The 13376-nt window shown below is 69.6% G+C and carries 6 protein-coding genes and 1 pseudogene; 2 read left to right on the top strand and 5 right to left on the bottom strand.

The features are described 5' to 3' along the window. Positions 1–39 precede the first annotated feature (39 nt). The 3 genes from OG223_RS33775 to OG223_RS33765 all read right to left on the bottom strand — a co-directional run bounded on the left by OG223_RS33775 (position 40) and on the right by OG223_RS33765 (position 3509). Positions 40–915: a hypothetical protein gene (locus OG223_RS33775; RefSeq protein ID WP_329256660.1), complete on the bottom strand. Its 876-nt coding sequence runs from the start codon at positions 913–915 to the stop codon at positions 40–42. A gap of 123 nt (positions 916–1038) precedes the next feature. Then, positions 1039–2226, bottom strand: a complete 1188-nt coding sequence (locus OG223_RS33770) for an AAA family ATPase (protein ID WP_329256658.1) — start codon at positions 2224–2226, stop codon at positions 1039–1041. Continuing rightward, entirely contained in the window at positions 2223–3509 is a 1287-nt protein-coding gene (locus tag OG223_RS33765; protein WP_329256656.1) for a DUF262 domain-containing protein, read from the bottom strand. The genes OG223_RS33770 and OG223_RS33765 overlap by 4 nt, the downstream gene beginning before the upstream one ends. Positions 3510–3774: 265 nt before the next feature. On the opposite strand from OG223_RS33765, the pseudogene OG223_RS33760 reads away from it, so the two are divergent. Then, positions 3775–4627: pseudogene (locus tag OG223_RS33760) on the top strand (Scr1 family TA system antitoxin-like transcriptional regulator). Continuing rightward, complete coding sequence (locus tag OG223_RS33755) at positions 4624–4812, top strand: DUF397 domain-containing protein (protein ID WP_329256654.1); 189 nt, start codon at positions 4624–4626, stop codon at positions 4810–4812. The pseudogene OG223_RS33760 and the gene OG223_RS33755 overlap by 4 nt, the downstream one beginning before the upstream one ends. A 54-nt stretch (positions 4813–4866) precedes the next feature. On the opposite strand, the gene OG223_RS33750 is transcribed toward OG223_RS33755, so the two are convergent. Continuing rightward, positions 4867–10371 carry a hypothetical protein gene (locus OG223_RS33750; protein ID WP_329256652.1) on the bottom strand — a complete coding sequence of 1835 codons (5505 nt, stop codon included), beginning with the start codon at positions 10369–10371 and terminating at the stop codon, positions 4867–4869. Continuing rightward, positions 10368–13340, bottom strand: a complete 2973-nt coding sequence (locus tag OG223_RS33745) for an SNF2-related protein (protein ID WP_329256650.1) — start codon at positions 13338–13340, stop codon at positions 10368–10370. The genes OG223_RS33750 and OG223_RS33745 overlap by 4 nt, the downstream gene beginning before the upstream one ends. Between the last annotated feature and the right edge of the window lie 36 nt (positions 13341–13376).

The raw sequence follows: 13376 nt of genomic DNA, 5'->3' as shown, positions 1-13376 counted from the left end.
TACGTTAGTCGGGGCGGCCGGGCTGACCCCCGTGGGCGCTCAAATTCCGAGTTTCCGCCCGATGTGGGCGATGTGGACCCGCCGGGTCTCCTTCACGAACCGGAAGTGCACCCGCCCCTCGTCGGGTGTGAAGCGCAGGTGGGTGCCGAAGTACCTCGGCTCACCGTCCAGGTCGGTGAAGAGGCAGTACTCGCGCTTGCGTCCCGGATGCTCCGGCGTCACGATCGACCCCCACTCGGGTCCGTCCGGCTCGGTCGCGGCGTCCCAGTCCAGGACCGCGCCGTCCATCTCCGCGAGCCGCTTGCGGACGGGGTGGACCCAGTACTGCTTCAGCCCCCGCACCTGCGCTTCCACATGGGGCAGGAACAGGAGGTGGGGGAAGAGTTCGACACAGCGCTCCCACAGCTCCGCGCCGGTCCGGATGGCGCTCAGGTCACCGCGCAGGGCGGCTTCCTGCTCTTCGCGTATCCAAGGCAGGTGCGAGGCGACGTGCTCACGGGTGGCGGCGTGCCGGATCTCGACCTCCGTGAGCGCCGAACCGCCGTCCTCGCCGTCGAGGAGTTCCTCCCGTTCGAGGGTGATCCGGTCCGCGTCCCAGCGGGCATCCAAAGGCAGTGAGACGCCTACGCCGCCCATCAGGTGCGCTGCCCCCAGCCCGGTCACGGGTACGCCGTCGTGGCTGTAGGCCACGTCGGAGAAGGTCTCCCCCTCGGGAAAGGCGTCCTCGTGCGGGTACTTGGTCTGCATGACCAGCAGCCGCTGCCACAGCTCCTTGGTACCCGGGGTACCGATCCACTTGGCGATGGGATGGCCCTTGGCGAGCTGTAAGGCCTTCACCGGTTCGCGGGCGACCAGTACCGTGCCGGGACGGTCCACGCCCGCGACGGCGACGATGGCCCTCACCAGCTCGGTCATGGCACTATTGACCCGCTCCGCATCGGCTGTCGTCTCACAGGACTTCTCGTTCAGGAACAGCTGCGGCACGTCTCCCCCTCCGCGATGGTGTGTGCGCCTCGTCCCGCCCTCCCCAGGCGGGTGTCAGCCGATGAGCTGGTCGAGCGTGTTCTCCAGCTCGTCGAAGAAGCCGGCGGGCCACTGGTCGAGCATGCCGTCGGAGTCGATCCGCGGGCTGACGAACTGCGCACCGGAACCGTCGCCGCGGAAGTAGTGGAACACCGTCTGTCCGGGGGCGATGCGTCCCTGCTTGACCGCGAGCCGCACACCGTTGATGACGTGGTCGCTGTGCGTCTCCATGATCACCTGAGCGCCCTGCGCGGCAGTCGCGGCGGCGAGTTCCGCCATCCGGGTCTGCCCCATCGGGTGCAGATGCGCCTCCGGATTCTCCAGGAGGACCAGGGAACCGGGCCGGACGGTAAGGCAGGCGACCACGATGGGCAGGACATACGTGAGGCCGAATCCGACGTTGCTGGGACGACGGCGCCTGGTGGGACCGAGCGTGCCCTGGAATCCGTACGAGAGGCGCACGGCGTCGGCGCCCTCGATGGCGTCCGCCCGGATGTCCACCCCGGGGCACAGATCGCCCATCCAGGCGGCGGCCTGGTCACGCAGCAGGTCGGACTCGGCACGCGGGTGGCGCAACGGGCCCTCGGGGACGGCGTCGTCGCCGTGGAGGCGCAGGTAGTTGACGGTGTGTTCGCCGCGTACGCCGAGGAAACCGCGGCCCATGACGGCCTGGTGGTCGCGCGGGTAGAACTCGGCGGGCGAGATCCGGTCCGCGTGCAGGTACTGGAAGGGAGCGGTGAGGAACGAGGGTGTCACGGCCTCGGGTCCGGTGGGGGCCGCGGCTCCCTCCGAGGTGAGCGGCGACTCCACGTCCCGCAGGGGCAGCAAGTTCTGCTCGGCCTCGTACGCGACGGTCCAGCCATAGTGGTACGGCCCCTCGTCCACGCCGAGTCCGATCAGCGGCTCTTCCTCGATGAAGTCCTCGTGCAGGACGTCGTCCCCGGTGCCGAGGCCGACGAGTTCGCCCTTGAGTAGGAAGCCCTGGTTGCCGGCTTCGCCCCGGAATCCGGCCCGTCGCGCCTCGGGCAGGAGCCGGGAGACGTCGAGGTCGCCCGCCTCGTACGACTGGCGCAGCAGGGCGATCGACTGGAGGACGCTGCTCTTGCCGGACGAGTTGAGTCCGGTGAGGAGGGTGAGAGGACCCAGCGGCAGTGACGCGTCCTGGAACGCCTTGAAGTTGTGCAGCGTCAGACGGTCGATCACTGTTCGGCCACCCCTCGGAACAGTTGTGCCATGGCGTTGAATCTGGTGCGGATCTTCGCCGGGCCCCCGGTGCCCACGGAGATCGACCGGTCGAAGTCCCAGTCGTCCATGAGCGTGAAGAACCTGTTGAGCACCTTCTCCCGGGACGCTACCAGTCGGTCCCGCTCGTGATCGTCGAGAAGCGCGAGTTGGACGGAGATCGTCTCGAACAGTGGCTTGTTGATAGCGGGTGAACTGCGCTTCCCTCCATGCCACTTGCGGAAGGCATGCTCCCGGAACAGGTCATGAGCGCACTGCATGGCGACCCGGAACTCCCGCGCCAGCTCCTCCCGGCGCTCGTCGGTGAGCGCGTTGACCTTGTACATCGCGTTGATGAGGAACTTGTCGAAGTCCTTCTCCTCATGCCTGGCGGGATTACTCAGGCGGAAGGCGAGGAAGCGGAGCACCATCTCCCGGTCGGCCATCCGTTCGTCGGACACGCTCCACCGGGTGGCCTCACCGAACGCCGGACCCTTGGCCAGGTCGGCGAGGAACGTCCGGACCGGCCCCCGCACCAGCGCGTGCCGCAGTTCCTGCGGTTCCAGCGGCACGCCGCCCGTGTTGATCCGGGAGAACACGTTGTATCTGACGGCCTCCGGCGTGCCCTGCTGCAGGACATGCACGGTGAGCTGGGTCTCGCGCAGCCGGATCTTCAGCCGCCCAGTCAGATCCTGGTACGTGCTGCCGTTGAAGTTCCACAGGTAGTCCAAGCGCCGGAGGGTCAGCGGGCCGAGGCCGGTGAGCCTCGGCTCCATGAACCGGGCGATGGCCGTGAGCCGCTGAACGCCGTCCACCACGGCCCACTTGTCCTCGTCGTCCTGGGCCATGTGGAAGACGGAGATCGGAATGCGCAGGAGCAGCGACTCAATGAGGCGGCTCTGCGCCCGGTCGCTCCAGATCCCGGCCCGGCGCTGGAAGTCCGGCGCGAGGTCGATCATGCCCTCCCGGAGACGGGAGAGGAGGATATCCACCGTGGTGGTCTCCGTGTGGATCTTGATGCTGTCGGGCGGGAAGGGGGCGGAGATGCCGTCGGCGTCGCTGTAGCCCTCGTCGCCCTCGTCGTCAGGGAGCTCCAGCTCCACGCCGGTCGGCCGACCGTCGGACCCGATTTCGAGGGGCGCGCCCAGCGGCAGGAAGAGAGCGTCCGGCGCGTCGACATCTCCCGCCACGGCGTACCCCCGGGATCCTGCGGTCCGGTTCCGTCCGGCACCCTTGCCGCCGGCGCTGTCCTCCAGGTCCGTCATAGTCCCCGCTGCCCTCCGCCGCCGCTCGATGCCTTTCCCGGCCCAGCCTATAGACGGGTCTTACGGCGTGTCAGCGCGACGGTCCGGGCCGGTCCGCGAGGGCTTCCACGAGCAGGAACCCCGGCCGGTCTCCGCGAGCCGCGCCGGGCGCGTACGCAGGGTCAGCGTGCGCGCACATACGGTGGACAGTACGAGTCGCCGAGCGTCACGATGGGGGCGAGTCAGAAGCGGTACGGCGTGACCGGTGCGCGGGAGGTGGCCTGTGGTGGCCTACGAGAACACGGACGACGGGGCGGGAACGGGAAGCGGCGGCGAGCCCGGGGTCTCGGACAGTCTGCGCACCTTCGGCGCTGTCGTCCAGGCCTTACGAGAGCACGCGGGCCACAGCCGCGAGGAGTTCGCCGCCCTGGTCCGCTTCTCGAAGCACACGTGGCCTCGGTCGAGCTGGGGCGCCGCATGCCCGACTGCGACTTCGTCGAGCGCGGGGAGGTGGCGACCGGCAACACCGGAGCCCTGCGGAAGGCGATGCCGCATCTCACCCGGCAGGCGGGGCTGGCCAATTGGTTCCGGCAGTGGGCTCGCCTTGAGGCCCAGGCGGTGACGCTGTGGACCTACGATTGCCGGGTGATTCCAGGCCTGTTGCAGACGGCTACGTACGCGCGGGCAGTGACGGAGAGCGTCCCGCCCGTGAAGGACGAGGAGCAGGTGGCCGAGCAGGTCGTGGCCCGGCTGGAACGGCAGCGACTGTTCGACCGCAGGCCGCCGATCGCATTCAGCTTCATCATCGAGCAGGCGCTCACGAGCGGGGCACCGGCGGCCCCGAGGTGATGCGGGAGCAGCTCGACAGCCTCCTGGAGCGGTCGTCGCAGTTCAACGTCGAGTTGCAGATCATGCCGCTGCACCAGCCCGACCACGCCGGTTTCGACGGCCCGTTGATGCTCCAGGAGTCCCCGGACAACAAGTGGTCCGGCTACGCGGAGGGCCAGCGTGGCGGGATGCTGATCACGAACCCGAAGGAGATTAGCATCACGCTCCAGCAGTATGCGGAACTGCGTTCACAGGCTCTCAACTCCGAAGATTCCAGAAGCCTGTTGAAGCGACTGCGAGGAGCGCTATGAGCGGCATCGACGAACGGGCCTGGTTCAAGAGCAGCCACAGCGGTTCCGACGGTGACGCCTGCGTCGAGGTGGCGCGGGGCACTCAGACGATCCACGTGCGGGACTCCAAGGACCGGCGAAGCCCCGAACTCGCCCTCTCCCCCACCGCGTGGAACGGCTTCGTCGACTACACCGCTCAGAGCTGACCTTCACGCCCCGCCCCGTGCCGGACGCGTCCGGCACGGGGCGTTGTCGTTCGCTCACCTGCCCTTGTCGTGGGTCTTGTTGAGCCTCGCGGTGAAGTGGGCGTGCGCCTCGCGCATTTCCTCCTCGCGGTTGGCCTTGTAGAAGGGGGCGGTGTAGCCCTCGGGGGGATCGGGGCGCTCCTTCTTCTGGTAGGCGAGGAGGTGGTCGTAGTGGTCCTTGGTCTGGCCGAAGCCGTAGGTGTAGCGATTCCCCGCGATCTTGCGCTCGTTGGCGTCGAACCACGTCACGGAGTCGAAGTCCTGCATGATCGGGAACCTGGACTTGTACATGGCCACGAGGGCGTCGGCGCTCACGCCTAGCCAGACGGCAACCAGCGCGTCGATCTCCACGAGGGCCGCACGCCGCGCCCGTTCGGTTCGCAGCGGGGTGTCCCGATTCCATGCTGGGCCGACGGTGTGCAGCGGCTGGAGGTTCGGCCAGTTGCACGCCCATGGTTCGTAGGCCGGCCAGGTGGGGTCGTAGAGCTCCTCCCAGAGCTCTGCGTAGCCGCTGGTGAGGCAGTTGAGGCGGAGTGTGCGAAGGAGCAGGGCAGCAGCGAGAGGATGCTCCGCCTGGGGCGCTGGCATTCGACGGGCAGGCGCCTTCTTCAGATGGCCCACACCGGTCGTTCGGAGCAGGTAGTCAACAGGCAGGCCGCTCCAGAAGCCAGCCGTCAGGACAGACAGGCGAGTGCTACCGAGCGTCGCGCTGTGCACAAGGTCAACGTGTGCCGCACCAGGTGGCACCAGGGCCGCGTAAAGGCTGCGCTCCGTGTCGGGCGCGATCATTTCCCGCCACGCCACCCGATAGAACTCCGTATACGGCCTCCGCAACCGCCCCAGCAGCTGCCCCTCCACCTGCTCCTCGGTAACTTCGGCCAGCTCCACTCCGAACCGCCCCGCCGCAGCCCTCCGCGCCCGAGTCACCTCACGCTCGGACGCTTTGAGCTGCTCTAGAGTCCTCCCGTCGCTCCACACGTCCTGCGCGGCCCGGTACACCTCGGGCTTCGCGACATACACGTAGTCGGACTCGGGCACGGCATCGTCGGCCAGCGTCAGCGGGTTGAGGCCCAGGACCTCGCCGCCGCCCTGGCTCGGCTGCTTGAACATGGGGTTGGCCAGGCCGATCTGCGGGCCCTTGAGGATCACGTCGGACCAGGTGGCGGGTCGTCGGACCGCGCCTGAGTCGTCGGGCGTGTTGTAGCCGATGAGGTCGTCGTCCTTGGCGGTCTTCTCGTTGTAACCGCTGGTGATCTGCGGATCCCATTCGGCCAACCGCACCGGATAGGCCGCCAGTGCCGTGATGGCATCAGCCTCAGCCGTACTCACCGGCGACAGCAGACGCGCCTGACGTGTCGGCTGTGTCTCATCGCCGGACAGCTTCTTCCACTGGGCAAGCGTTGTTTCATCAACTCGGACGATCCGCTTGCGGTGCGGGCGTTCGTCCCAGCTGGCTCCGTAGCGGACCCCGGGGTCGGGAGCCGTACCGTCGTCGTCCGCCGACAGGCGCAGGGCATCCACCGAGAAGAGCCAGGACAGATGGTCGAAACCGATCTCACCCGCCTGCCCGTAGATGTGCACGCCGAAGTGGCTGGACCGACCGACGGGCGGCGGAAAGAAGCGGTTGCCCGCGTTCACGAAGTCGCCGTGGACGCGCAGCCTGGTGTACGCGGCCTCCCGCAGCCGTCCTTCCTTGTCCCCACTGAAGTGGGAGTCGGGGTGGACCAGGCCGATGGTGCCGCTCTGGCCCAGATGTTCCCAGGTACGGCACATGAACGCTCGGTACAGGTCAGGGCGCGTTCCGGAGATCAGCGGGTACGTCACAGCACTGCCCAGGATCTCGGCCGTGCCCGTCGTCGCGGTCAATTCACGCAGGTACACCGTGCGACGGGCAACGTGCGTCAGAAGCGCGCTTTTGCGCTGCCTCTGCACTGCGACCGGCTGCTTCTCGGAGAGTTGGAACCACGGATCGAACTCGGCCAGTACGACGCTCTCGTTCCAGTCCGGCCGCACCCACGGCGGATTCCCCACCTGAAGGTCGAACCCGCCCCCCGCCCCCCGGAACACATGGGCGAAGTGCAGCTCCCAGTGGAAGAAGCCGTGGCCGTCCTCGGCCTTTATATCCTTCTCCGTGGTGCCGGCGATGTCCTCGACCGTGTTCAGCCACGGGTAGCGGAACGGCAGCAGCCGGGCCGGGCGCATGCCCAGGAAGCCCTCCAGGCGGTCCTCGACGTCGGCCAGTAGCTCCAGCGCCTCGTCGGGCTTGAGGTTCTCGATGCCCGAGAGGAGGGAGTTCTCGGGCATGTCGGCCTTGCCGAGGACGCTCTCCAGGAAGTCCAGCCAGTCACCGAGGCTCTGGAGCGGGACGGTCTTTCGCTCCGGTGGCCGGGCGACGGACTTGCGGCCCGGCGCGCTTCGCCCGGTCCCGGTGTCGGCGCCCAGTTCCTCCTGCTCGCCGTCCGGGTCGTCGAACAGGCCGGTCGCCCTCCACACCTGATCCCCGGGAGCCGAACCGGTCGACGCTGCAGATGCCTCGACCCGGGGCCCGCGCAGCAGGCCCGCCACCGACGACTCGTCGACGAGGGCGCCACCCGTCTCGTACACCGGGTCCGTGCCGTCGAGTTCGGCGACCTTGTCCAGCGGCCAGAACCACAGGGCGCACCACGCGTCCATGACGGTCTTCAGCCGCCAGTAGGGGGTGCCGTGCCGGGTCAGGTCGTCGAGGACCTTCTGTTTGTCCTCTGCCTCCGAGGACTGCTCCAGCCAGTCGGCGCCCCAGACGTCGACGCGGCGGGCGACGGCCCGCTCGGAGAGTTCCAGCCGGGTCGCGACGAGCGACCACAGGAACTCGGCGCGCCGGGCCACGCCCTGCAACCGGCCCAGTTCGGTCTTGTCGGCGGCCTTGAGCCACCGGTCGTAGCGTTTCTGCCGTGCCTCGGTGGTCTCCTCGCCGCGTTCCTGGAACGGCTTCGGTGCCTTCGGAGCCCTCTGAACTCCCTTGCGCCACGCGCCGAGCGCCCTGGCCTCGTCCTCGGCGAGTCTCTTCGCCTCCGGCTCGCCCGCGACCGCGCCCCAGCCGATGGCGGGCAGCAAGAACTGATGGACCGCACCCTCGGGCAGCGGGCCGTCGCGGAAGGGCAGGTCGGTCGGCGGGAGCGTGCTCTTCTTCGCCAGCCACCCACCGCCCGTCAGGGCGTCGGACCTGTACACCTTCCGGCTCGCGCCGATGAGGGAGTTGCCGCGCCGCAGGTGCAGGCCGAACCAGGGCGCGCGCATGCCCGGGTGCATGGAGTTGAGCCAGAGGGAGACCTCCGCGAGCTCCACCGCCGTGGCGTTGAGGTCGACCCCGTAGGCGTTGTGCAGGGCGATGTACGCCTTGGCCTTCTGGAGTTCGATCTGCCGCAGCTCGGGGTCCACGCGGCGGCCCAGCTCGTGTTCACGCCGTCTCAGGTACTCGGCGGCCACCTGGTCGATGGCCTCGTTGAGGAACGCGCCCGAGCCGAGGGCGGGTTCGCAGATCTTCCAGTCGAGGAGTTCGCGGGCCCCGGTGACGGTGCCGCGCTGGTCGAGCCGGTGCTTCAGGGCGAGCTCGACGGTGACCTCGGTGAGGGACTTCGGGGTGTAGTAGGAGGCGGAGGTCTGGCGGTCGCGGCCGGCCAGGCGGTAGACGAACGTGCCCTCGTCGTGGACGACCCGCTCCAGGCGGCCTGTCTCCGGGTCCGTCCGCTGGACGAAGAACCTGTCGTCGTAGTCCTGGACGCGGTCGGCGGGGATCGTCCAGCTGCCGCCGGAGGGGTCGCCGCCCTTCGCGACCTCGTACAGCTTCTTCTCGGCGATGGAACCGGTGTAGGACATCAGGCCCTCGTACACCGCGCCGAGCTGGTTGATGCCGAGCTGGGCGTACGAGATGAAGCCGCCGCGCTCCCTGCCCCGGCCCTGGGTGAGCATCAGGCGGCGCAGCACCTTGTGCAGGGTCTCGTTGCGCAGCCGGGTGTCCAGGAACGGGCGGCGCGTCTCGCCCTCGCCGCCCCGGTACGCGGGGTTCTCGATCCGGTCGTCGCCGATGAGGCGGACGGCGTCCCTGGTGAACAGTTCGGAGCGCAGGGCCTCGAAGCGCAGGCCCGCGCTGGTGCTGCGGGCGGCGGCACGGCGTACGCGGTCGGCCTCACGGACGCGTTCGGTGTGCTCGGCGCGGGTGAGTGAGCCGGCGGCGAGCAGCCGGTCCGCCTCGTGCTCCGCATCGGCGGCCTCTCGGGCGGCGGCCTCGGCCTTCAGGTCCTCCGGCTCGGTGCCGTAGCGGCGGTGGCCGTTCTCGACCTTGTCGAAGAGCAGGTTCAGCGACTCGTAGAGGTGGTAGCCACGCCGGGAGCGCTCGCCGACGAGGTCGCGCAGGACGAGGTCGCCGAGGCGCTGGAGGCCGTAGCCCTGCTCGTACTCGGGGTAGTCGGAGGGCAGGATGCCTAGGGCAGGGCTGGCCTCGGCGTAGAGGAGGAACAGGATGCGGTAGAGGTAGCGCAGGGACTCGCGGCTGAGTTCCTTGGCGAGGCGGGCCGGGTCGTCGAGGTCGGCCGGGGTGACGCCGTTCTCCGGTTCGCGCAGCCGGGCCAGGACCTCGTTGGCGATCCACTCGACGCTCAGGCGCAGACCCTCGCGCAGTTCGGTGGAGACGCCGACGGCGTGCTTGCCGGAGTTGTCGACGAACGCGGCGAGCGGTGCGGTGCCGCCCTCGGCGGGCGCGCGCAGCGAGTCGGCGCCGAACAGGGCGGCCAGGGTGTCGAGTTCGCCGCCGTGGCGGTCGTCGCGGCGGTTGAGGGCTGCGTCGAGGTCGGCGGCCAGGTATCGGCCCTCGGGCCAGGCGAGGCGGTCGGCGAGAACGATGACGCCGCCGACGAGGAGGAGGACGTAGCGCGGCGGGGTGTCGCAGGCGAAGAGGAAGTCGGTGAGGGCCTTGGCGTCCTCGATCTCCAGCGACGCCTCCAGCTTCACGGGGTGCAGGAGTCGGCCGGCGCCGTCCGGGTCGAGGGCGGCGTCGGGTTCGGTGGTCCAACCGCAGGAGACGGCGTACAGGCCGGGTTCGGCGCTGACGACCTGGAGGGTGTACTCGTGGTCGGAGCGGTGGACGGTGACGGTCTGCTCGTGGGCAGTGGTGTAGCCGAGGGCCCGCAGGGTGTCCAGGTGCAGTTCGGTGACGCGTTTCCGCCAGCCCGCGGGGACGGGCGCGTCGGGTTCGGCGAGGGCTTCCGCGTCCTGGGCGAGGGCGGCGCGGCCCGCGAAGTAGGGGCCGTGCAGGGCGCGCAGCGTCTCGCGGGGCGTGCGGGCGCGCGGGGGGACTGCGGCAGGGTCGAGGCCCTGGCGTTTCGCCTCGGCGACGGCGTCGGCGTGGCGGCGGCGTTCCTCCTCCTCGAAGGCGGCCCAGCGGGTGAGGAGGCCGTCCTTGGCCTTGAGGTCCTTGGGGAGGACCTCAGCGAGGTAGTGGGCCGAGAGGTAGTCGCCGTGGTTGACGAGGGAGTCGTACGTCATGCTCGGTTCTCCGCCTGGGCTTCGGGGGCGGTCGGGGTGCCGGGGCGGTCGAGGACGGCCAGGACGCGCAGCAGGGGGCGGCCGGTGGTGTGCAACTGGTCCAGCAGCCGGGCCAGTTCGTCGGCGGTCCCCTCGACAAGGCGTTCACGGCGGCCCGAGAGGCCGGGCAGCAGGGAGTCGGTGCGCCACTGGGCGACGTGTGCGCGGTAAGTGGCGAGAGGTTCGCTGATCGTCTCCTCCCACTCGGCCCGCCCGGCGTCCAGGTGGGCGCGGGCGGCGGCGACGGCGGCCGGGACGAGGGCCTGAAGACGGTCCGGGTCGGCCGGCCCGCCGGTACGGGCGAGCCTCGGGCCGACCTTCGCGTCGCGCAGCGCGTCCGCCATGGGGCGCACCTCGGGCGTGCCTTCGGTGCCCAGGCCGGTCACGGCCATCCAGCGCACCACGGTGGGACGGCCCAGGGCGTTGGAGTGGATGCCCTGGACGAGGAACACCGGGCCGGCGACGTGCGGGGTGGTGATGACCGGGGCCTCCTGCCGGCCGAACTCGACGAGGACCTTGTCCGTGAGCCACTCCACCACCGGGTGGATGTCGGTGAGGAAGGAGACCTCTGGCCACATGGTGGTGCTGCTGTCCCTGGCCTCGGTGAGCTTGCGCTGCGCGAGGGCGCGGTCGAAGGTGACCAGCATCCGCTCGGCGACCCGCTGTTCCTTCAGGTAGGACGGCGGCAGGGCCTTGAGGCGGTGCAGCAGGTCGGGGGCCATGGCCGGGGACAGCGAGAAGTACGCGCCGCCCCTGGCGTCGGCGCCGGACGACAGACCGACGAGATCCTCGGCGCGCTCCTCGTAGACCTCTTCGAGGGCGGTGGAGACGAAGGCGGCCGTGTCCCCCTCGAAGAGGGAGATCTGTTCGGCGCGTACGGGCAGTTCCTGCTCGGTGACGGTGTCGACCTGGCCGAACAGCTCGGCGAGGGCGGTGTCGGCGGCCGGGTCGGGCTCCAGGAAGTCCTCGACGGTGCCTCCCCTGACCAGTTCCCTGATGAGCCGGCGTTCCTCCTCCTCGGCCCGGTAGAAACCGGACACGGCCTCGGCGGTGCCGTCCAGTTTGTGCGCCTCCTCCTCACGGCGGAGCAGCTTCTCCGCGACCGTGCGGTCGTCTTTGGCGCCGGGGACGGCCGAGGTGAGGACGATCGCACTGAACCGGGGCTCGTACTTCTGCCCGTACCGGTCGATACGGCCGTTGCGCTGCTCGATGCGGATCAGCGACCACGGGATGTCGTAGTGGATCAGGTGGTGGCACTGGCGATGCAGGTTGACGCCCTCGGAGGCGACGTCACCGGTGAACAGCAGCCGGACCGGGGTGTCGGCGAGGCCGAACGTCTCCAGGACGTCGCCCTGTTCGTCGTCGCTGAGGCCGCCGTGCATCACGGCCACGGCCTTGGCCGTGCCGTCGGCCGCGACCGGGAAGCCGAGTCGGGCGGGGACGACCTGGGCGAGCCAGGTGAGGGTGCGGACGCGCTCGGAGAAGACCACCGCCCGGGTGGTGGACCGCGGACCGACACCGATCTCCTTCAACTGCCCCACGAGCGCGTCGAGTTTGGCGGAGTCACTGGGAGCGGTGCCGTCGCCCATACCGGTGATGATCTCCCGCAGCCGGGCCAGGGCCGCCTGCTCGGGACCGATGGCCGGGTCGGGCCGCAGCCCCTTCTCCCCGGCCTTGCGGACACGGTCGGCGAGTGAGGCGACGCGCCTCTCGACCGTCTCGCCGAGAGCGACGTGGGAGGACAGGAACGTCTTCAGCAACTGGTAGGCGAAGAGCTGCTCTGTGGCGACCGAGGTGCGGTCCTCGTCGGCTGTGCCGAACTCCGTGCTCGCCGGCGGGGCGGGCAGCCAGTGCTCGGTCAGTTCGGTGAAGATCCGCTCCTCCGCCTCGGTCGCGGCGCAGTGGAGGGAGACGGTCGGGCCTCGGTCGGGCCACTCGGTGCCCATCTCGTCGCGCACCTCGGGGCTGATCTTGGTGCGCCGGATGTAGAGGTGACCTAGGTCCGCCTCTGGGTCGTAGTGGTCGCGGTCGGCGATGGCGGCCGGGTCGAGCAGGGAGATCAGGTCGGCGAAGGATCGCTTGTCGCCGTTGTGCGGGGTCGCACTGGCGAGCAGCAGGGCATCGGTGCGCGGGGCGAGCGTCTCGGCGAGGGCACGGCGCTGGCTGCCCGGGTTGATCAGGTTGTGGGACTCGTCGATGACGACGGCGTCCCAACGGATGCGTTCCAGGTGGTGCCGGTACTGGCCGATGTTCTTGAGCGTGTCCACGGAGATGATCACGCGCTTGTAATGAGTGAACGGGTTCCGGCCCGCCGGAAGCTCGCGCTGGACGCGCTGGATGCCGAGCGAGTCGAGCCGCACGAGCGGGATCGAGAAACGGGTCCACAGTTCGTGCTGGAACTGTTCCAGGATGCTCTGGGGGGTCACGACCAGGATGCGCTCGCCCCGGCCGCGGCGGATGAGTTCTGCGAGGGTCAGGCCGATCTCCAGCGTCTTGCCAAGGCCCACGACGTCGGCGATCAGGACCCTGGGGCGGAGGTTGCGCATGGACAGGGCGAGCTCGGCCGGGCGCTGCTGGTAGACGAGCGGGTCGAGCAGGAAGCGGTCCGCGAGGGCGAGCCCCCGCTCCGACTGCGGCAGCGGCGTCTTGCGCAGAACGGCTTCGAGGAAGAGGCGGCTGCGCCGGAAGTACGAGGAGGTGTCGGGGACCAGGCGGGTCTTCTCGGGGTCGAGCAGTTCGACCGTGTCGATCCCGCTGAAGAAGACGGCTTCCTCGTCCCGGACGAACTCGGACACACCGACCGCTTCGATCCGCTCACCGTCACGCTCGGTCGTGATGGTGTTGCGGACCAGCCACTCCTCGTCCCGTACGAGGATCTGCGCTCCCGGCGGGAACCGGGTCCCGTCCTGTGTCGCCCCCTGGTCGGTCACCCGCGGCCCCTTCGCCTTCCCGTTCCACCTGCGATC

The organism is Streptomyces sp. NBC_01478, assembly GCF_036227225.1.
GTDB lineage: Bacteria > Actinomycetota > Actinomycetes > Streptomycetales > Streptomycetaceae > Streptomyces.
The sequence above is the reverse complement of the archived record's forward strand: the minus strand, read 5'-3'. Positions and strand labels throughout refer to the sequence as shown.

Bases quoted from the DNA above. Each gene is read 5' to 3' on its own strand.
- OG223_RS33775 (WP_329256660.1), bottom strand. From the start codon at position 915: ATGACCGAGCTGGTGAGGGCCATCGTCGCCGTCGCGGGCGTGGACCGT.
- OG223_RS33765 (WP_329256656.1), bottom strand. From the start codon at position 3,509: ATGACGGACCTGGAGGACAGCGCCGGCGGCAAGGGTGCCGGACGGAAC.
- OG223_RS33755 (WP_329256654.1), top strand. From the start codon at position 4,624: ATGAGCGGCATCGACGAACGGGCCTGGTTCAAGAGCAGCCACAGCGGT.
- OG223_RS33750 (WP_329256652.1), bottom strand. From the start codon at position 10,371: ATGACGTACGACTCCCTCGTCAACCACGGCGACTACCTCTCGGCCCAC.